Source organism: Sulfitobacter sp. EE-36 (assembly GCF_000152605.1).
Lineage (GTDB): Bacteria > Pseudomonadota > Alphaproteobacteria > Rhodobacterales > Rhodobacteraceae > Sulfitobacter > Sulfitobacter pontiacus.
The window spans coordinates 2350765-2370091 of record NZ_CH959310.1 but is presented as its reverse complement, the minus strand read 5'-3'; the positions used below and the strand labels follow the sequence as shown (position 1 = coordinate 2370091).

The following is a 19327-nucleotide window of genomic DNA, read 5'->3' as shown; positions in this document are numbered from 1 at the left end:
CATGTTTCTGCCGTTCTTTGACCAACTGCGCCAACACAAGGTGCCGGTGTCCATGCGCGAGTTTCTCGCCTTTCTCGACGGGATGGCAGCCGGGCTCGCGACCTATGATGTCGATGCCTTCTACTATCTCGCGCGCACCAGCATGGTCAAAGACGAACGCAACATCGACAAGTTCGACCGCGCCTTTGCGGCTGCCTTCTCGGGCCTCGAAAACATCAGCCTCGACGATGTGATGGAGGCCGTGGACATCCCGCACGAGTGGCTGGAAAAAATGGCTGAAAAGCACCTCACCCCCGAGGAAAAGGCCGAGATCGAGGCCGCGGGCGGTTTTGACAAGCTGATGGAGACGCTGCGCAAACGGCTCGAGGAACAGAAAGGCCGCCATCAGGGGGGCAATAAATGGGTCGGCACCGCAGGCACCTCGCCTTTCGGGGCCTATGGCTACAACCCCGAAGGCGTGCGCATCGGCCAGAATGAATCGCGCCACCAGCGCGCGGTCAAGGTCTGGGACAAACGCGAATTCAAGAACCTCGACGACACGGTCGAACTGGGCACCCGCAACATCAAGGTCGCGCTCAAACGTCTGCGCCGGTGGGCCCGCGACGGCGCCAATGACGAATTTGATCTGGGCGGCACCATCCGTGCGACGGCTGAACATGGCTACCTCGATGTCAAAACCCGCCCCGAGCGGCGCAACGCGGTCAAGGTGCTGCTGTTCTTGGATGTGGGTGGCTCTATGGACCCGCATATCAAAACTGTCGAAGAATTGTTCAGCGCCGCCAAGTCCGAATTCAAACACCTCGAACACTTCTACTTCCACAACTGCCTGTATGAAGGCGTCTGGCGCGACAACCGCCGCCGCTGGACAGAACAGCTGGACACGATGGAAGTGCTGCGCACCTACGGGCCGGATTACAAATGCATCTTTGTGGGCGACGCGTCCATGTCCCCTTACGAAATCGCCTACCCCGGTGGCGCCAATGAACACTGGAACGCCGAGGCCGGATCGGTCTGGCTCTCTCGGGCGCGCGAACAATGGAACAGCAACCTCTGGATCAACCCGATCCCCGAGAAATACTGGCCCTACACACAATCCATCAAAATGGTGCAGGAAATCTTTGGCGCAGAGGCAATGGTGCCCATGACCCTCGAAGGGCTGAGCCGCGGGATGAAGACCCTGACCCGGTAATCAGCCGCCACCCCACCACAGATCGGAACATTCCACCGCGCCCCCGCGTTTTCACCATGAACCCAAATGGTGAAAGGAATTCCCATGATCAAGAAATCAGGCTCCGCAAAATGGACAGGCAACCTCAAAGAGGGCAAAGGCCATGTCTCCACCCAGACCGGCGTGATCAGTGACCAACCCTACGGATTTAACACCCGTTTCGAAGGCAAAGACGGCACCAACCCCGAAGAGCTGATCGGCGCGGCCCATGCGTCCTGTTTTTCAATGGCGCTGTCGATGATCCTTGAAGACTACGATCTGGTCGCCGATAGCATCGAAACCAAGGCCACGGTCTTCCTTGAACAAAAAGACGGCGGCTTCCATGTGCCGAAGATCCACCTTGATGTGGCGTGTGTCATCCCCAACGCCACACAAGAGCAGTTCGAAGAGGCGACTAAAACCGCCAAGGAGAATTGCCCCATCTCCAAACTGATGACTGCCGAAATCACGATGGACGCAAAACTGTCCTGACCCTACCCCAGGGGCCGCGCCCGCTCGCGGCCCCTACCACGACCCCTTCACCCTTTTCCCAAATACTCATTCCACCCTTGCACCCCGCGTACCTGCGTCCATATTGGGTGCATGATCCGCATCCTCCCCATACTTCTCGCCGTGCTCTACGGGCTTGCCATGTATCGCTTTTCCGCTTGGCGCACCGCGAAGGAACTGGATGAAAAATCGACAGAACTGCTCGACCCTGCCCTGCGCGAGATGACCTCGAAACTGGCCAGCGCCCTCGATCTGCCGCGGATCAAGGTCCATATCTACGAAGTCGCCCCCGTCAATGGTCTTGCCGCCCCCGATGGGCGGATCTTTATTACCCGCGGTTTTTACGAGAAATTCAAATCCGGCGCCGTCACCGCCGAGGAGCTCGCGAGCGTGATTGCACATGAGCTCGGCCATGTGGCCTTGGGGCATTCACGGCGACGGATGATCGATTTTTCTGGGCAGAATGCCATGCGCGCGGCGCTTGGGATGATCTTGGGGCGTATCCTCCCCGGTGTCGGCATCTGGATCGCCAATATGCTGGCCACGCTCCTGGCCGCGCGCCTGTCGCGCAGCGATGAATACGAGGCAGACGCCTATGCCGCCGCCCTGCTGACCAAAGCGGGTATCGGCATCGCGCCACAGATTTCCTTGTTCGAGAAGCTGGAGGCGCTGACCCAAAGCAACCACGGCACCGCCCCCGCCTGGCTGCTGAGCCACCCGAAGACCGCAGACAGGATCGGCGCTCTTACTGCGCTGCAAACCGCCTGGGACCGTTAACCAAGCGCCTTTGCCAGCCGCGGCAGCCGTGCTTTCTTCAGCAACGGTCGCATCTCCCACGGGTGGCCTGACAGACGGCGTGCCTCTTCCAGAACATGGGCGGCTACAGCTTCCATCACCTCAGGCCGCGCCAGCCAGACGCCGTGTAGATAGCTGTCGGGATCGACCCGCGCCAACCCCTCCTCAGCCAGCGTGCCACGGGGAAAATCCTTGGCATTCAGTGTCATGATAATATCGGCATGGCCGGTGATCGCGGCGGCGAGCACGTGCACGTCGTTCTCATCCGGCAGGTACAGCCGTGCCGCCACACCGGGGCTCGGGGGCACTTCCGCCTTGGGCCAGGCGGCGCGCAGCAAGGCAATCTCTGCGCGTGCCTGTGCCTCGCCCTCGGGGCCAAGCTTGATCGCGGCGCGCGCCCATTCTTCCAACAGACGCGCGGACCACAGCGGTTCAAACACCCCCGCCCGCGCCGCGCCCATCACCATCTCGCGCATGACGGTGGGATAGAGCACGCAGGCGTCAATCAGGATGCGCACCGCCATTACAGGCGGAAAAACAACGACTTGAGGTATCCCGTCTCGGCCAGTTGCGGCAGCTGCGGGTGGTCAGGTCCGGCGAAACCGGTATGCAGCAGCGCCGCGCGCCGTCCCGCACGACCGATACCGCGCACAGATGCGGTGCGGAACTGCGTCAGATCCGCCGCATGGGAACAGGAACACAGACCCAGCACGCCGTTTTCGGCCACCAGTTGCGCCGCCAGACGCGCCACACGTTCATAGGCGCGCAGACCGGCTTCAAGCGCGGGTTTACCGGGGGCAAAGGCGGGCGGATCGCAGATCACCACGTCGAACTCTTCGCCCTCGGCCCGCAGTGCTGTCAGGATGTCAAAGGCATCGCCCTGGCGCGTGGCAAAGCGGTCCGTGACGCCCATAGCCTCCGCGCCCTGCTGCGCCAGCTCAAGCGCGGGTGCCGATCCGTCGACCGCAACCGCAGAAGACGCGCCATGTGCCAGCGCGGCGAGTGAGAACCCCCCAACATGGGCGAAGACATCCAGCACGCGTTTGCCTTTGGTCAGGTTCGCCGCGAAGGCGTGGTTGGGGCGTTGGTCGTAGAACAGGCCGGTTTTCTGGCCGCCGGTGAGGTCAGCCATATAGATCGCGCCGTTCATCGGCACTTGCACAGGCGCGCTTGGAGCCTCGCCCTGCAGCACACCGCTTACGTCATCCAGCCCTTCAAGACTGCGAGTCCGGCCCGACGCGTTCTTGAGCACGTGGCGCACGCCGGTTTGTTCCACCAGCGCTGCTGTCAGCGCATCGATATGCACATCGGCCCATGCGGCGTTGGCCTGAATGACGGCCGTATCGCCAAAGCGGTCGATCACCACACCGGGCAACCCATCGGCTTCGGCGTGGATCAACCGGTAATAGGGCGCGTCATACATCTGGTCACGCAGTTGCACGGCGCGGTTGATATGGGCCTCGAACCAGTTCTGGTTCACCACGGCTTGCGCGTTCTGGTCCAGCATCCGGCAGAAGATCTTGGAGGCCGGGTTCACCGCGACCACCCCCATCACCTGACGGGCACTGTCTTCCAGCAGCGCGAGACTGCCGGGCGCAAGCGCCTTGGTGCGTCGGTCGGTGACCATTTCGTTGGCATAAACCCAAGGAAACCCGTGCCGGATGGCGCGGGCATTCGCCTTGGGCAGCAGGCGCACCACAGGCAAATCGGAAGGGTCGGTCGAAGCGGGAGGGGAAAGGGGCGTTGTCATACCGCCCCCATTAGTCGGTTCCGCGCGTTTGGGGAAGCGCAGAGTTCGCTTGCTGCCTTAATAGGCGGCAAGCTTCGTGCGTTTATAGCTGCCCGGTGTGGCGAGCTGCTGTTCGATCGCACGGGCCAGATCATGGATCATCACCGCATTGTCCGGCTGCGCCTCTGCGACGGGGGGCGCAAAGCTGCTCAGCTCTACCGCGACCTGACGGGGCTCGGCCAGCGGGTTGCCATTGCGGGCATCGACAACGGTCAGGATAAACTCTGCCGACGGGGCTTCAGAGGCGGGGTTGTAGAACCGCAAGACCTCGACCTCCAGCGCGGCGGGCACGGGACCATAGGCGGTCACTGCCCCCTGGCGGATCGCGGCCTCGAAGATCGCGCGCACCTGATCGCGGCGGTCCGTGTCTGCTTCGCCATGCCAGACGATGTCGGCCGATTGCAGCAGGCTTGGCGCTTGTGCGACCCGCAGGTGATCGGGCACAGAGACGTTGGTGTGCTGGATATGCACCGCGTCCAGCAACGTATCGGGCTGGTAGGCGTTCAGATTGTCCAGCAAGGACATGCGGGTCGAGGATGTGTCATACATCGCATTCCGGCTGGCAATATCCGCCGGTGCACAACCGGACACGGCAGCGGCACAGGCCAAAGCGATCAACAGTTTATGATGTTTCATTTACCCCTCCAAAAGCTGCTGACGATACGGATTGTGCAGCCATGTAACGGTAATGCTGCTCAATTAAGGCAGGAATGGGGCAATAATGTTCAAAACCTAAGGCATCATTAGGGTATTTCGGCACGTTTGCGCCTTAATGTCGGCCTGTCTAGCTGCGCGGTCGGGTGCGCCAGCCGCCGCGCCGCCGGGGCGTGGCCATGTCGATCAACCCCTCTTGCATCACTTGGGTCATGGGATGGTCTTGGTTCTCTGCTGCCACGCTGTTCAACAAGGCGCGCAGGGCGGCTTTGGTATCCGCTTCCGCTGGCAGGCTGAGCGCCCAATCCAGAAAGATTGACCGACACTCCGCCTGGGTGATCCCCTCTATGCGGTAGGATTCAAAGATCAGCCCTTTGGGATCGTTGGGGTCCCCTTTGCTCATGTCGCGCCCCCGTTCGCTTTGTCCACATAAGCCGCCAATGCATCGGCGATGATCGTCGCAGCCTGATCGTAGCTTTGCGCGAGATGCGCGTGCAGTTCTTCGGGCGTGTCCACATCGAGGGAGCGGCATAGAAACCGCAAACCCGCCTGCCCCAGAGAATCCTCGCGCAGGACAGAGGATGACAGCAACCGCGTCGCGGATTGCAGCGCCCAACAGGTGCGGTAGACGCGACGCAGCACCTCTGCCTGATCGGCGGTGATGACGTTCTGCGCCTCCGCATCCCCAAGCGCAGAGGTGATATCCCGCGCCGTGGTGCCCGCCAGCAAGGCCCCGGCCTGCGCCAGCAATTCGATATCCTGCAAGCGCCCCGGCCCGTTCTTGGCATCCCAGATGCCGCCCGCCGCCTTGGCCGTTGCCAGACGTGCGCGCATCGCCGCGACCTCGTGCAGGGTATCGGCACGGTCGCGCGAACGGGCGAGCACCTTGTCGCACAGGCGCGCCACATCCTGCATCAGATCATCGGGGCCGGTCACACAATCGGCGCGGGTCAGGGCCAGATGCTCCCACACCCAGGCCTGCCCCATCTGATAGCTTTCAAAACTCGCTAAACTGGTCGCGACCGGCCCCTGCGTCCCCGACGGGCGCAAGCGCATGTCCACTTCGTAGAGCTTGCCTTGGGCCATCCGCGCGGTCATCGCGGTGATCATCGCCTGCGTCAACCGCGCATAATACAGCCGCGACGCCAGCGGGCGCTTGCCGTCAGAGCTTTCGACGCCAGCGGAATCGTAAACCACAATCATATCCAGATCAGAGGCAGCGGTCAGGCGGCGCGCGCCAAGTGACCCCATCCCGACCAGCACCGCGCCGCGCCCGGGCGGCGGCCCGTGGCGGCGCGAGAATTCGTCGATCACCACCGGCCAGAGCCCGCGCAACACCGCCCGCGCCAGATCGGCATATTGCGCCCCCACCGTCGCGGCATCAATCAGCCCACGCAGGTGATGCACCCCGATACGGAAATGCCATTCCTTGGCCCATCGACGACAGGTATCCAGCCGCGCCTCATAATCCTCTTCGGCCTCCAGCACCTCTGTCAGACTGTCGACCAAAGCGTCTTCTGCCGGCCATTCGCTGAAGAAATCCCCACCTATCACCGCGTCGAACACCTGCGCATTACGCGACAGATAGGCAGCGAGCGCAGGTGACGCGCTGACGATATCAACAAGCAAATCAGAGAGTTGCGGGTTGATCTTCAACAAAGAAAACAACTGCACCCCCGCGGGCAGCCCACCAAGAAAGCCGTCAAAGGCCAGCAATGCCTCGTCCGGTTTGGTGGCCCGTGCGAGACGCGCCAGCAATCCGGGTTTCAGCTCTGCAAATAGCTCCGCCCCCCGGGCGCTACGCAAGGCGGGGTAGTTCAGCCAACGGTCCACAATCGCGGCGTCAAAGACATGTTCCTCGGGCGCGGCAGCCGCTTCAGGGCGTGAGGTCGAGCCCGCAAAGAACCCTTCGGTCAGTTGGTGAACCTCATCCAGCCGCCGTTCAAGGTCACTGCGCAGCGCGGGGACATCCATATCCATCATCGCGGCCAGCCGGTCGAACCCCTCTTCCGTTTGGGGCAATGTATGGGTCTGGGCGTCACGGATCATCTGGACGCGGTGTTCCACGGTGCGATGCGCGCGGTAGTGATCGCACAGCGTCTCGGCCACTTCTGAGGGGATCCATTCCTTTTCCGCCAGCACGGCCATGCCGTCGCAGGTGCCGCGCACGCGCAGATCAGCGTCGCGCCCACCGGCGATCAACTGACGGGTCTGGGTGAAAAATTCAATCTCGCGGATACCGCCGCGTCCCAGCTTCATATTGTGCCCCGAAAGCGAGACACTGCCCCCCAACCCTTTGTGCTCGCGGATCGCAAGGCGCATGTCATGGGCGTCCTGAATCGCGGCAAAATCCAGATGCTTGCGCCAGACGAAGGGTCGCAGCACCGAAAGGAACTGATCACCCGCCGCCAGATCGCCCGCCGCAGGGCGTGCCTTGATATAGGCGGCACGCTCCCATGTGCGACCCAGACTTTCGTAATACCGTTCTGCCGCTTCCATCGCGATGCACACGGGCGTCACACCGGAATCAGGCCGCAGCCGCAGGTCTGTGCGAAAGACATAGCCCTCGCCCGTGAGATCATTGAGCGTCCCGCTCATCGCGCGGGTGGCGCGGACAAAGGCGGTGCGGGCGTCGTGAAAATCGCTGGCGTCAAAGCGCGTTTCGTCGAACAGGCAGATCAGATCGATATCGGACGAATAATTCAGCTCGCGCGCGCCCATCTTGCCCATAGCCAGCACGACCATGCCTGCGCCGCTGTCGGCGTCCTCTTCCGACATGCCGGGCAGCTTTCCACGTTTGATCTGCGCTTTCAGCCCTGCGGTCAGCGCGGCTTGGGCGGCGGCGTCGGCGAAATCGGTCAGCGCGCCGGTCACCTCCTCCAGCGACCAAGCCCCCGCCAGATCAGCCAGCCCCGTCATCAGCGCCACGCGCCGCTTGCCTTGCCGTAGATGACTGGACAACTGGTCCGGAGGCACCGCGCCCGCGCTGTCGATCACCTGCTGCACCGCCCCTGCGGGATCATCGAAGGCCGCATGACACCAGTCGGTTTCCTTTTGCATCAACCCCAGAAGATAGGGCGACGTCGATCCCGCCCCCGCCACAAGCGCGGCAATTTCGGGCGACGCATCGGGAAAGAGCGCGCGCGCATCCTGCGCCTGATCGGCCGTAAAGATGCGGGGACAGCGGGTGGTCTGACTGGCAAGTGTTCTCATACGCCAAGCATTCGCTGGTTCTATGCCCGTCGTCAATGGCACCGTGGCACCTGCTAACCCCCACCAAACACGTGCAAATCCAAATAATGTAAAAAAGATTTACATTATCCCTTGCAAACCTTAGGGCGCGCTCCGATCTATTGTGATGTGAAAGGCATTTACATTGCCCGCCACCGCACCGGCCCGCAGCGTTCAGGGCCACCACACTCTGACCGAAAGGGAACTTGATGACACAGACCTATGCACCCACCTACACCGCACAACGCAGTTGGCTGGGCCGTACCGAGGACTTTCTTGACGACAAGGGCAAAGGTGCCTGGATCGCCGCCATGGTTGTCGGTTTCATTCTTTTCTGGCCGCTTGGCCTTGCCCTTCTTGCCTATATGATCTGGAGCAAACGCATGTTTAAATCTTCGTCTTGCAGCAAACGCGCCCGCCGTGGGTCTATCACCGGACGTTCAACCGGAAACGCCGCCTTTGATGCCTATAAGGCCGACACCCTGGCCCGTCTGGAGGAAGAGCAAACCAATTTTGAAGCCTTCCTGAGCCGTCTGCGCGACGCCAAGGACAAGGCAGAGTTCGACCAGTTCATGGCCGAAGGCTCCAAAAACGACGATGATGCGCAATAGGCCTAAAGCCTGCGCGTTCAATCAACACCCCCTCCGCCTTGGCGGGGGGGGGCGATTTTCTCAAGGGACAGGACATGATGACCCCCACCACCCCCGATCCATTCGACCAGCCTGAATTCTATAGCGGTATTCCGACCAAGCGGTTCATGGCTTGGGTTGTGGACGCCCTGTTGGTGCTGATCGCCAGCGTGTTGATCCTGCCGTTCACCGCCTTCACCGGCCTGTTCTTTTTCCCGCTGCTGATGCTGATGGTGGGCTTTACCTATCGTGTGGCGACGCTTGCCAGCGGGTCGGCCACTTGGGGCATGCGCCTGTTCGGCATGGAATTGCGCACGGCGCGCGATGAACCGCTGGATCTGGCCTCGGCGTTCTTGCATACTTCGGGCTATACGGTCAGCGTTGCCATGATGCCTTTGCAGGTGATTTCGATCATTCTGATCTGCGCCACCTCGCGCCATCAGAGCCTGAGCGACGTGATCCTCGGCACAGTCCCGCTGAACCGTCGTGTCGAAAGCGTGAACTGACCCAAACTTGTGCTTGGCGCGCTTTGGACCAGTTGTTAGAATTTCCTCCGAACAACAACGGATTTTCATGCGCCATACACTTCCCATCGCTCCGCAGTTCTATGTGACTGCGCCCCAGCCCTGCCCGTATCTGGACGGCCGGATGGAACGTAAACTGTTCACCGCGCTGCAAGGCGACTCTGCGACCAAGCTGAATAACAGCCTGTCGGGGCAAGGCTTCCGGCGGTCGCAGAATGTACTGTATCGCCCGTCTTGCACGGATTGCGCGGCCTGTCTGTCGGCGCGCATCAACGTAGCCGACTTCACCCCCAGCAAAAGCCAGAAGCGCACGATCAAGCGCAACGCGGGGCTGACGCGGCGGGCGACTTCGCCTTGGGCCACGGAAGAGCAATACGACCTCTTCCGCACCTATCTTGACAGCCGCCATGCGGACGGTGGCATGGCCGATATGGATGTCTTCGAATTCGCCGCGATGATCGAGGAAACCCCGATCCGCAGCCGTGTGATCGAATATACCGATACCCAAACCCGCGAGCTGATTGGCGTCTGCCTGACAGATGTGCTCGATGACGGGGTGAGCATGGTCTATTCGTTCTACAGCCCTGACCGGCCCCGTGACGGGTTGGGCAATTACATCATCCTTGACCACATCGAAATCGCCCGTGCGGCGGGTCTGCCTTATGTATATCTGGGCTATTGGGTGCCCGGCAGCCCCAAGATGGGCTATAAGGCCAAGTTCTCGGGGCTTGAGGTCTATATGGGCGGCGCGTGGCAGAAGATGCGCAACCCCGATGATTTCGAACCCGAACAGCATCCGCTGAACACCGACCCGATTGCCGAACAGGTGGCCAATATCGCCCTCCCCGATCTGAGCCCGACCAAAGGGTAAACCGTGGCGCTGCGGCACATTGAGCCGCTGTCGCCCGCTGAAACGAAAAAGGCACCCCGCAGGGTGCCTTTTGTTTTTGTGGTGGCCTGACCCCAGATCAATTGGGGATCAGGTCCGGCACGATGGTCACGATGACCGGGAACATCCACAACAGCGCCAGTGCTCCGACCTGGATCAAGACGAAAGGAATGATCCCGCGATAGATATGCGAAGTGGTGACGCTCGCGGGGGCTACGCCGCGCAGGTAGAAGAGCGCGAAGCCGAAGGGCGGTGTCAGGAACGAGGTTTGCAGGTTCACCGCAATCATGATCGTCACCCACTTCGGGTCGAAGGTGCCGCCGTAGATCACCGGCCCGACAATCGGGATCACGATGTAGATGATCTCGAGGAAGTCGAGCACGAAGCCCAGCACAAAGAGCACCAGCATCACGATCAGGAAGACCGTCAGCTCGTTGTCGAAGCTTTTCAGCCACTGCTGGATGTAGTGCTCGCCACCAAAGGAGATCACCACAAGGTTCAGCAACTGCGACCCGATCAGGATGGTAAACACCATTGAGGTCACCTTGGCCGTCTCGCGGACCACGGGGCTCAGCACGCCCGAGGTATAGAGGATCCAGCACGAGAACAGCAGACCGAACACCGCGTATAGATACGCGCCATAGGCGACGAAGAAGGCAAACCAGCTTTCCACGCTCACGCCCTCTTGGTTGATGCGCAGGTCAAAGTTCACGCCGACAAGGATCGCGATCAGGATGGCCAGGGTGGACCAGATGATCACCTTGGGCGACCGGTCCATATCCTTGAGCTTGCGATAGGCGGCCAGCATGATCGCGCCACCTGCCCCCAAGGCCGCAGCGGGCGTCGGGTTGGTGATCCCGCCAAGGATCGACCCCAGTACCGCAACGATCAGGACCAGCGGCGGGAAGACCACGCGGATCAGCTCGTTACCGGCGCAAAGCTTCAGCGCATAGACCACGCCATACATGACAGCCACGAAAGGCAGCGCCATCAGCAGCACCATCGCGCCCGAGGACGTAGCCGGACCGACCAGCAGGATATCGACCAGCAGTGTCAGCACCAGACCGATGCCACCGATGATCAGCGGCCGTTTGTCCGCCGATGGTGCGACACCGCGACCGGTGGTCATGACCAGCGCCAGCAGGATCAGGATGATCGCAACACCGGTCCCGATGGGGGCGGCATTGGCGATCTTTTCAGCCTGCTTGGCGGCCAGCGCTTCTTCGGTCAGCTTTTCGCTGGCCTGTTGACCGCCCGCCGCCTCGATCGCGGCTTGCTCGGTTACCGCTTGATCCCATGCGCTTTGCCCATGCAGTTCGATCATCGCGGCCTGACAGGCCTCGCCGACGTTGGTACGCAGGCTGGCGCCCTGCCCGATGTCGCTAAAGCTGGACACGACAGTCGACTGGCTGCCCACGATGCCAAGGTTGCCCAGAACAATCGTGCCCACGATCAGCAGGGCTGGCATGCCAAGGAACCAGGTAAAGCCTTCGCCCCGCGTGATGGGTTCGGCATTGGTCGCCCCCATCGGCACGGCGGGAGCCTTTTCAGGGTTCAGCAGCGCATAAACAAAGGCGTAAAGCGCATAAAGCAACGCCAGCATGATCCCCGGCAGCAACGCGGCCTGGAACAGCGTCCCCACAGACACAACCGCGGGCTGGCCCAAGTAGGTCAGCGCATCGGTACAGCCTACGGCGGTGGCACGCGCTTCCTGGGCGGCGGAGTATAGATCGCCCGCCAATGTGCCCAGAAGGACGATAACGATGGACGGCGGAATGATCTGGCCCAAAGTACCGGAGGCTGCGATGACACCTGTCGCAATTTCAGGCGAATAGTTGTTGCGCAACATGGTCGGCAGCGCCAGCAGCCCCATGGTTACAACCGTCGCACCCACGATCCCGGTGGAGGCCGCAAGAAACGCGCCCACAACCACAATCGATACCGCCAAACCGCCGGGCAGCGGGCCGAAGACGCGCGCCATCGTGGTCAACAAGTCGTTCGCGATCTTGGAGCGTTCAAGCGTGATGCCCATCAGAACGAACATCAGAACCGCCAGCAACGTCTCGATCGACTGCCCCGCCAGAACGCGTTCGTTCATACGGTTCACGATAAAGCTGACGTTCCGGTCCAGCGCGACTTCCCAGCCTTGGGGGAAGACAGATTCACCGATCAGCGGCAAATCTGGATAGCGGAATTTCGATACCGCGTCATTGGGAACGCCCGAGTTCACCAGATCGCGATAGGCTTGCGACGATTGGTCAATCGCCTGATGCACCATCAGACCCGCACTATCGAGTGCGGCGATGATACCGAAAGAGATGATGCCAGCACCGCCGATGGCAAAGGCCACCGGGAAACCGGACAGGATGCCGCCAAAGAGGCAGGCAAAAACAATGATCAGGCCAATTTCGACCCCGTCGAGACCAAATAGCATGGGACGCCCCTTGAATTAATGTGTGCCCTCATAGGCTTCTTCGCCCTCGCCCAACGTATCGCGGTCGAGATATTTATCTTCGCTTTCAGGCCCTTCACGGAACTCTAACAAAGCGCGATAAAACACTGATATTGCTTGCAAGATCACCATTGCGCAGAAGGCGCACAGCAGGATCTTGAACAAGAAGTAGCCGTTGAACCCGTTGGGCGAAAAGCCGATGGTTTCCACGTTCCACTTGAGCAAGCGCGCCTTGCGTAGCAGCAGCTCCAACCGGTCAGAGGCCGATGGGTTCGGTGTCACCAGATGGCGCCACAGGAAGAACCAGCCATAAAGCCATGTGACAATCGCGAAGGGGATCATGAAGAACAGCGCACCGAACATGTCGATCACGCGCTTGGTACGGAATTTTGCGCCGGCATAGAAGAGGTCAACGCGCACATGCCCGCCTTGTACAAAGGTGTAGGACACACAAAGACAGACGACCAAAGCATTGAAAAGCTTCAACTCTTCCGCAAACCAGCTGATGTCGAACTGCAGCGGAATACCAAAGCCGATAGAGATATCGGGCCGGGTGAAAATACGTTGCATGAAGACGATGATGATCTGTTGCAGCACCATCAAAAGCCCGGCCCAGGCAAAGAAACGCCCGGTGACATTGGCGAAGCCTTCAAGCCCGCGCACACAGCCCCACATAAAGCTGCGTTTCCAGATGCCGACAGCCGTGACAATCAGCAGTCCGACGAGCAAGACAAAGAACAGCTCTACCGAGGCACCGTAATAGATAAACCGCATCAAGGCTTCGCTGTTGGACCAGTCCAGCCACATGGACGGGTTCAGCACCGCTGCAAAGAAATTGTAGAACGCTTCAAGTAGGTTGCCCAGAATGAAGCTGATCAGGTTGCCCTCTTGGAACTGGTCCAAGCAGCTGATCTTGGCCCCTTCCGCCGCGCGGAAAAATCCAGCGCATACTGCATCTTCTGCCATTGATATCCCCCCTTCGCCCGCCCGGTTTCAGTGTGGGCTTGGTGCGAAAATTATCCTCGCTTTGCGCGCCCGTTTTCCGGATCGCAAAGTCGCGTGTGGGGCCGCCCAAAGGCAGCCCCCCTGTCATCCCGTGGGGATGGCTTACATTTTGCCCAGAACGCGCTGGCGCTGTTCGACATAGTAGGCGTCGGATTTGGACAGCCATTCAGCCGATGCGGACAGCGAGGATTCAAAGCTGTTGCGGATGTCGGCGAACAGGGAGTCGTCCATGTTCTCGTCCATAACCTCTTTGGAGGCCGCACCGAATGCATCCCAGACATCATCGGGGAACTGCATGGTTTTCACACCCTGCTGCTGCAGACGTGCCAATGCGGCACCGTTGTTGGCCAGTGTTTCGGCCAGACCGGTGTGCGTGGTCGCCATCGATGCATATTCGATGATCTTCTGCTGCGCCGGTGTCAGGTCGTTGAAGACATCAAGGTTGACCGATGCAGTAAGGCCCGATCCTGGCTCGTGGAAACCAGCGGTATAGTAGATCTTGGCGACTTCCTGGAAGCCGGCGCGCTCATCCGCGAAGGGGCCAACCCACTCGAGCCCGTCAAGCGCGCCCGAGGACAGCGCCTGATACAGTTCGCCACCGGGGATGTTCTGAACAGACGCGCCCAGTTTACCCAGCACCTTGCCACCCAGACCGGGCATACGGAATTTCAGGCCGTTGAAGTCCGCGGCAGAGTTGATTTCCTTGCGGAACCAGCCACCGGACTGCGAACCGGAGTTACCGGCGAGGAACATCTTCATGTTGAAGATTTCACCGATCTGGTTGTGCAGGTCATGGCCGCCACCGTGCAGATACCAGTTGGTCAGCTCTTGTGCTGTGGCACCGAAAGGCACGGCGGTGAAATACGCCAGACCGGGGTGCTGGCCGATGAAGTAGTAGTCAGCCGCGTGATACATGTCCGCCTGACCGGAGGAAACGGCGTCAAAGACCTCGAACGCGCCGACCAGCTCGCCCGGGGCTTTCTTTTCGATGGTCAACGTGCCGTCAGACATCTCGTTAACCATGTTGTTGAGGTAGGTCGCGGCGTCATCAAGCACGGCAAAGCCACGGGGCCATGCGGTGACCATGGTCAGCGTGCGTTTGCCTTGGGCGTACAGCGGTGCGGCCAGTGTCGATGCAGCGGCGGCAGACCCGCCAAGCGCGGATGTCTTCAGAAATGAACGACGGTCCATATTGGATACTCCTCCCGAGTTATATGAGGGTGCCCGCGCTTCATTATATGCGCGCGGGTCATTTCAAGTGTCGTTCACTCTACGCAAAAGCGAATGGTTGAAAATACCAACTACTGCGTAGAGCGTGCAGATTTACCGCCCAAATATGCGGCAAATCTCCCGCCGCACCTGCCATATGTTGTGCATACACGCGTATAGCGGGTGAATTGTGACTGCATCTAGCACTTTGATTCGCGTGGATTTCCCAGTATCAGCGCTGCATGCGCCGCCCGTCTTTCATGATCGCCCCCACCTACGCCCAAAAGCTGACGCTCATCGCCTCTGTGCCGCTGGTGCTGGCGGTGACGGCGATTGCCTTTGTCGTGGCACTGCAGGCGCGCGCGGTGGCCGACCGCGAGATTTCAACGCTCGAGCAGCAGTTGCTGGACGCCAAGAAGGTAGAGCTGCGCAATTATGTGACACAGGCGCGCAACGGGTTCTACTTTGTCTACGGGTCCGCCTCTCCTGATGACGGGGCGGCGAAATCGCAGGTGGCGCAGATCCTCGCGGCGATGATCTATGGCGAGGAAGGTCAGTTCTTTGTCTATGACTACGACGGCACCGCCCTTGTCAGCCCGCGCCAGACCGACCGGATCAACCGCAACTTTGCCGGCGAGACGGACAGCGACGGCACGCCCGTGGTGGACGAGCTGATCCGCATCGCGCGTAGTGGCGGCGGGTATCACACCTATATGTGGCCCAAACCCTCTACCGGAGAGGATGCGCAGATGATCACCTATGTCACCTCTTTTCCCAGCTGGCAGTGGGCCGTTGGGACGGGTGTGTTCATCGACGACGTGCTTGCCAGCGGGGCCGCGGCGCGATCCGATGTGCAGGCGCGGGTGCAGCGTACGTTCTTCTATATCGGCGTTATTACGGTGACCGCCCTGCTGCTGGTGTTTGGCACGGGCATGCTGGTCAACCTGCGTGAACGGCGGCTTGCGGATGCGAAGCTCAAAAAGCTGACGCAGCGGGTATTTGACGCCCAAGAGGAAGAGCGCGGCCGCGTGGCGCGCGAACTGCATGACGGCATCAGCCAGATCTTGGTGGGGGTGCGCTATGCGCTCGACAACGCGCGACGCCGGCTGGAAAGGGGCGATGCCCGCGCGGCAGAGCCTTTGGCAAAGGGGATCGACAGCCTTGCACAGTCCATCGCCGAAGTGCGCCGCATCAGCCGCGACCTGCGCCCCAGTATTCTGGATGATCTCGGCCTTGGTCCCGCGCTGAAAACGCTGGTCGAACAATTCGCCCTGCGCACCGGAATTCAGTGCCGCTTTGACACCGTGGTATTCCGCAACCGCTTGGACGACGAGGCCAAGATCGCGCTTTACCGGATCGCGCAAGAGGCGCTGACCAATATCGAACGCCACGCCCGCGCCACCGAAGTTATCGTCGATCTGCGCGGTCACCGACAGGGCGCGACGCTGTCGATCTCTGACAACGGGCTGGGGCTGGCCAAGACACGCTCCACCGCCGGGGGGTTGGGCCTGCGCAATATGCAAGAGCGGATCGAGCAGCTAGACGGCACGCTGACCATGCAAACCTCTGCCCAAGGCGGCACCGAGATTACCGCCACCGTCCCGCTGACCCATATGCTGCGCCCGCCGCCAACCGCCCTGCCCTAAGCCCTGATATGCCCCTTCCCGAAAGCTGCCCCATGACCCTTTCAGACACCCAGCCGCCCGCGTTGATCAAAGTGATGATCGTTGACGATCACCCGATGGTCGCCGAGGGCATCCAGTCCATTCTTGAAAGCTATGACGATATCAATGTGGTCGGCTGTCTGCCCAATGGCCGCGCCGCGATTGAGAGCGTCGCGGAACTGGACCCTGATGTGATCCTCATGGACCTCAACATGCCAGAGATCGGCGGGCTGTCCGCGACCGAGATTTTGCTGGAACGCCAGCCCGACACCCGCATCGTGATCCTGTCGATGCATGACAACCCCGAATATATCTCTTCGGCGCTGAGCCACGGTGCTATGGGGTATATCCTCAAGGATGTGCCGACGGACGAGATCAAGCTGGCGATCGATACGGTGATGCGCGGCGAACGGTATCTGTGCACCGGCGCGCAAGGGTCGCTTGAACCCAAGGATGCCGCGCGTGAATCCCTGACCGAACGCGAACAGACGATCCTGTTGCAACTGGCACAGGGGAAATCCAACAAAGAGGTCGCGCTGACCTTGGATATCTCTGTGCGCACCGTCGAAACCCACCGCAAGAATATCAAACGCAAGCTTGGCATCTCTTCCACCGCAGGGCTGACGCGCTATGCGATGGAACACGGCGTGCTGCAAGGGACCGGAGTGCGACTCTAGCTGATATCGGCCCGAGAAATGCCCCCAATTTTGCAAAAATTAGAAAATTCAGGATTTCGCGCAATAAATGAAAAGATTTTTTGCACCCAGCGACACTTTTATCGACAATAGAGCATTGACGCCCCTTTGTGGCGCTCATAATGTCCATGCACGCAATGAGGGGCCTTTGGCTATGACAGATCTAGCTTTGACAGATATCGTCGTCATTCTAAGACACACGCGCATGGGCCGGTAACGGCAGACCATAATAGTCACCATGCGCCCCCGTCAAAATCGGGGGCTTTTTTTTGCGCAACGTATTTTTTGATAAACCACCGCCTGACGGAGCACCAAGATGACACGTAAAATGACCGGAGCGAAAATGATCGTTCAAGCCCTGATTGATCAGGGTGTCGATACCGTATTTGGCTATCCCGGCGGCGCTGTCCTACCGATCTATGACGAGGTGTTCCAACAAAACAGCATCAAACACGTGCTGGTGCGTCACGAACAAGGGGCGGTGCATGCCGCCGAAGGCTATGCGCGCTCGACCGGTAAACCGGGCGTTGTTCTTGTCACCTCGGGCCCCGGTGCCACCAATGCGGTGACCGGCCTGACGGATGCCTTGCTCGATTCCATTCCGCTGGTGGTCCTGACAGGTCAGGTGCCGACCTTCATGATCGGCTCTGACGCGTTTCAAGAGGCCGATACCGTGGGCATCACCCGCCCCTGCACCAAGCACAACTGGCTGGTGAAAGAGACCGACAAGCTGGGCGGCGTCCTGCACGAGGCGTTCCATGTGGCCACCAGCGGGCGCCCCGGCCCCGTTCTGGTCGACATCCCGAAAGACGTGCAATTCGCCACGGGGGAATACACGCCCAAGAAGCCGTCCACCTCGCATTACCAGCCGCCCGTCAAAGGCGACATGACCGAGATCACCGAACTGGTGGCCGCCATCGAAACCGCCAAGCGCCCGATTTTCTATACCGGCGGCGGCGTCATCAACTCCGGCCCTGCGGCGTCGCAACTGCTGCGCGAATTGGTCGAGGCGACAGGCTTTCCCATCACCTCCACCTTGATGGGGCTTGGCAGCTATCCGGCGTCGGGTGACAAATGGTTGGGGATGCTCGGCATGCATGGTCTTTACGAGGCCAATATGGCGATGCACGACTGCGATCTGATGATCAACATCGGCGCGCGCTTCGACGACCGGATCACCGGCGTTGTCGACATGTTCAGCCCGAAATCCAAGAAAGCGCATATCGACATCGACCCCTCGTCGATAAACAAGATCATCCGCGTGGACATCCCTATCGTCGGCGACGTGGGCCATGTGCTGGAAGATCTGCTTAAGGTCTGGAAATCGCGCGGCCGCAAGACAAACACCGAAGCCGTTGGCAAATGGTGGAAGAAGATCGAGGAATGGCGCAACGTTGACTGCCTCAAGTTCGAACAAAAGGGCAAGATCATCAAACCCCAATACGCGCTCTCGCGACTTGAAGCGCTGACCAAGGGGCGTGACCGCTATGTCACCACCGAGGTGGGCCAGCACCAGATGTGGGCCGCGCAATACCTTGGTTTCGAGGATCCGAACCGTTGGATGACCTCTGGCGGGTTGGGGACCATGGGCTATGGTTTCCCGGCCTCCATCGGCGTGCAGATGGCGCATCCTGAGGCGTTGGTCATCAACGTTGCGGGCGAAGCCTCCTGGCTGATGAACATGCAGGAAATGGGCACCGCCATGCAATACGGTCTGCCGGTGAAACAGTTCATCCTGAACAACGAACGCCTCGGCATGGTCCGCCAGTGGCAAGAGCTGCTGCACGGCGAGCGCTATTCCCAAAGCTGGTCTGAATCCCTGCCCGATTTCGTCAAGCTGGCCGAAGCCTTCGGGGCCAAGGGGATCATCTGTTCGGACCCCGATGATCTGGACGACGCGATCATGGAGATGCTCGATTATGACGGTCCGGTGATCTTTGACTGTCTGGTGGAAAAACACGAAAACTGTTTCCCGATGATCCCGTCGGGCAAAGCGCATAACGACATGATGCTGGCCGGTGTCGATACGCAAGGTGTGATCGACGCCAAAGGATCGGTCTTGGTCTAAGCCGCC

17 protein-coding genes are annotated in these 19327 nt (G+C 60.3%); 9 read left to right on the top strand and 8 right to left on the bottom strand.

Annotation, left to right across the window (positions count from 1 at the left end):
* Window position 1: 1 nt before the first annotated feature.
* The 3 genes from EE36_RS14065 (at window position 2) to EE36_RS14055 (ending at window position 2494) form a co-directional block, all read left to right on the top strand.
* Window positions 2-1189 carry a VWA domain-containing protein gene (locus EE36_RS14065; protein WP_005853329.1) on the top strand — a complete coding sequence of 396 codons (1188 nt, stop codon included), beginning with the start codon at window positions 2-4 and terminating at the stop codon, window positions 1187-1189.
* 84 nt (window positions 1190-1273) lie between these two features.
* Window positions 1274-1699, top strand: a complete 426-nt coding sequence (locus EE36_RS14060) for an OsmC family protein (protein WP_005853328.1) — start codon at window positions 1274-1276, stop codon at window positions 1697-1699.
* Between the two features lie 111 nt (window positions 1700-1810).
* Window positions 1811-2494: a M48 family metalloprotease gene (locus tag EE36_RS14055; protein ID WP_009826958.1), complete on the top strand. Its 684-nt coding sequence runs from the start codon at window positions 1811-1813 to the stop codon at window positions 2492-2494.
* Here EE36_RS14055 and EE36_RS14050 read toward each other — a convergent pair.
* From EE36_RS14050 to EE36_RS14030, 5 genes are all read right to left on the bottom strand, one after another.
* A complete protein-coding gene (locus EE36_RS14050; RefSeq protein ID WP_005853324.1) occupies window positions 2491-3036 on the bottom strand; it encodes an RSP_2648 family PIN domain-containing protein in 546 nt (181 codons plus the stop codon). The genes EE36_RS14055 and EE36_RS14050 overlap by 4 nt on opposite strands.
* Window positions 3036-4262, bottom strand: coding sequence for an RSP_2647 family RNA methyltransferase (locus EE36_RS14045; RefSeq protein WP_005853322.1), 1227 nt, complete (start codon window positions 4260-4262; stop codon window positions 3036-3038). The genes EE36_RS14050 and EE36_RS14045 overlap by 1 nt, the downstream gene beginning before the upstream one ends.
* Before the next feature lie 57 nt (window positions 4263-4319).
* Entirely contained in the window at window positions 4320-4937 is a 618-nt protein-coding gene (locus EE36_RS14040; RefSeq protein ID WP_005853320.1) for a DUF6778 family protein, read from the bottom strand.
* Window positions 4938-5085: 148 nt separating this feature from the next.
* Window positions 5086-5358, bottom strand: a complete 273-nt coding sequence (locus tag EE36_RS14035) for a hypothetical protein (RefSeq protein WP_005853318.1) — start codon at window positions 5356-5358, stop codon at window positions 5086-5088.
* The gene (locus EE36_RS14030; protein ID WP_005853316.1) at window positions 5355-8168 is read right to left on the bottom strand and encodes a bifunctional [glutamine synthetase] adenylyltransferase/[glutamine synthetase]-adenylyl-L-tyrosine phosphorylase; all 2814 of its coding nucleotides are present in this window, start codon (window positions 8166-8168) and stop codon (window positions 5355-5357) included. Before EE36_RS14030 ends, EE36_RS14035 begins: the two co-directional genes overlap by 4 nt.
* 227 nt (window positions 8169-8395) lie before the next feature.
* On the opposite strand from EE36_RS14030, the gene EE36_RS14025 reads away from it, so the two are divergent.
* From EE36_RS14025 to EE36_RS14015, 3 genes are all read left to right on the top strand, one after another.
* Window positions 8396-8797, top strand: coding sequence for a DUF2852 domain-containing protein (locus tag EE36_RS14025; RefSeq protein ID WP_005853314.1), 402 nt, complete (start codon window positions 8396-8398; stop codon window positions 8795-8797).
* A gap of 74 nt (window positions 8798-8871) precedes the next feature.
* Entirely contained in the window at window positions 8872-9321 is a 450-nt protein-coding gene (locus EE36_RS14020; protein WP_009826952.1) for an RDD family protein, read from the top strand.
* A gap of 67 nt (window positions 9322-9388) precedes the next feature.
* Entirely contained in the window at window positions 9389-10210 is an 822-nt protein-coding gene (locus tag EE36_RS14015; RefSeq protein WP_005853310.1) for an arginyltransferase, read from the top strand.
* A 97-nt stretch (window positions 10211-10307) separates the two neighbouring features.
* On the opposite strand, the gene EE36_RS14010 is transcribed toward EE36_RS14015, so the two are convergent.
* The 3 genes from EE36_RS14010 to EE36_RS14000 all read right to left on the bottom strand — a co-directional run bounded on the left by EE36_RS14010 (window position 10308) and on the right by EE36_RS14000 (window position 14876).
* On the bottom strand, window positions 10308-12662 hold the full coding sequence (locus EE36_RS14010; protein WP_005853308.1) for a TRAP transporter large permease subunit: 2355 nt from the start codon (window positions 12660-12662) through the stop codon (window positions 10308-10310).
* 15 nt (window positions 12663-12677) lie between these two features.
* Entirely contained in the window at window positions 12678-13646 is a 969-nt protein-coding gene (locus EE36_RS14005) for a TRAP transporter small permease subunit (RefSeq protein ID WP_005853306.1), read from the bottom strand.
* 141 nt (window positions 13647-13787) lie between these two features.
* A complete protein-coding gene (locus tag EE36_RS14000; RefSeq protein ID WP_005853304.1) occupies window positions 13788-14876 on the bottom strand; it encodes a TRAP transporter substrate-binding protein in 1089 nt (362 codons plus the stop codon).
* Between the two features lie 260 nt (window positions 14877-15136).
* Between EE36_RS14000 and EE36_RS13995 the strand changes: the two genes are divergently transcribed.
* From EE36_RS13995 to EE36_RS13985, 3 genes are all read left to right on the top strand, one after another.
* A complete protein-coding gene (locus EE36_RS13995) occupies window positions 15137-16540 on the top strand; it encodes a cache domain-containing protein (RefSeq protein WP_005853302.1) in 1404 nt (467 codons plus the stop codon).
* A gap of 32 nt (window positions 16541-16572) precedes the next feature.
* Complete coding sequence (locus EE36_RS13990) at window positions 16573-17235, top strand: response regulator transcription factor (RefSeq protein WP_005853301.1); 663 nt, start codon at window positions 16573-16575, stop codon at window positions 17233-17235.
* A 334-nt stretch (window positions 17236-17569) separates the two neighbouring features.
* Window positions 17570-19321, top strand: coding sequence for an acetolactate synthase 3 large subunit (locus EE36_RS13985; RefSeq protein ID WP_037966446.1), 1752 nt, complete (start codon window positions 17570-17572; stop codon window positions 19319-19321).
* The last annotated feature ends 6 nt before the right edge of the window (window positions 19322-19327 follow it).

Excerpts from the sequence above, each read along its gene's own strand:
- EE36_RS14030 (WP_005853316.1), bottom strand. The coding sequence starts at position 8,168 with ATGAGAACACTTGCCAGTCAGACCACCCGCTGTCCCCGCATCTTTACG.
- EE36_RS14005 (WP_005853306.1), bottom strand. The coding sequence starts at position 13,646 with ATGGCAGAAGATGCAGTATGCGCTGGATTTTTCCGCGCGGCGGAAGGG.
- EE36_RS13990 (WP_005853301.1), top strand. The coding sequence starts at position 16,573 with ATGACCCTTTCAGACACCCAGCCGCCCGCGTTGATCAAAGTGATGATC.
- EE36_RS14015 (WP_005853310.1), top strand. The coding sequence starts at position 9,389 with ATGCGCCATACACTTCCCATCGCTCCGCAGTTCTATGTGACTGCGCCC.
- EE36_RS14020 (WP_009826952.1), top strand. The coding sequence starts at position 8,872 with ATGATGACCCCCACCACCCCCGATCCATTCGACCAGCCTGAATTCTAT.
- EE36_RS14060 (WP_005853328.1), top strand. The coding sequence starts at position 1,274 with ATGATCAAGAAATCAGGCTCCGCAAAATGGACAGGCAACCTCAAAGAG.
- EE36_RS14045 (WP_005853322.1), bottom strand. The coding sequence starts at position 4,262 with ATGACAACGCCCCTTTCCCCTCCCGCTTCGACCGACCCTTCCGATTTG.
- EE36_RS14035 (WP_005853318.1), bottom strand. The coding sequence starts at position 5,358 with ATGAGCAAAGGGGACCCCAACGATCCCAAAGGGCTGATCTTTGAATCC.
- EE36_RS13985 (WP_037966446.1), top strand. The coding sequence starts at position 17,570 with ATGACACGTAAAATGACCGGAGCGAAAATGATCGTTCAAGCCCTGATT.
- EE36_RS14065 (WP_005853329.1), top strand. The coding sequence starts at position 2 with ATGTTTCTGCCGTTCTTTGACCAACTGCGCCAACACAAGGTGCCGGTG.
- EE36_RS13995 (WP_005853302.1), top strand. The coding sequence starts at position 15,137 with ATGCGCCGCCCGTCTTTCATGATCGCCCCCACCTACGCCCAAAAGCTG.
- EE36_RS14010 (WP_005853308.1), bottom strand. The coding sequence starts at position 12,662 with ATGCTATTTGGTCTCGACGGGGTCGAAATTGGCCTGATCATTGTTTTT.
- EE36_RS14050 (WP_005853324.1), bottom strand. The coding sequence starts at position 3,036 with ATGGCGGTGCGCATCCTGATTGACGCCTGCGTGCTCTATCCCACCGTC.
- EE36_RS14040 (WP_005853320.1), bottom strand. The coding sequence starts at position 4,937 with ATGAAACATCATAAACTGTTGATCGCTTTGGCCTGTGCCGCTGCCGTG.
- EE36_RS14000 (WP_005853304.1), bottom strand. The coding sequence starts at position 14,876 with ATGGACCGTCGTTCATTTCTGAAGACATCCGCGCTTGGCGGGTCTGCC.
- EE36_RS14055 (WP_009826958.1), top strand. The coding sequence starts at position 1,811 with ATGATCCGCATCCTCCCCATACTTCTCGCCGTGCTCTACGGGCTTGCC.
- EE36_RS14025 (WP_005853314.1), top strand. The coding sequence starts at position 8,396 with ATGACACAGACCTATGCACCCACCTACACCGCACAACGCAGTTGGCTG.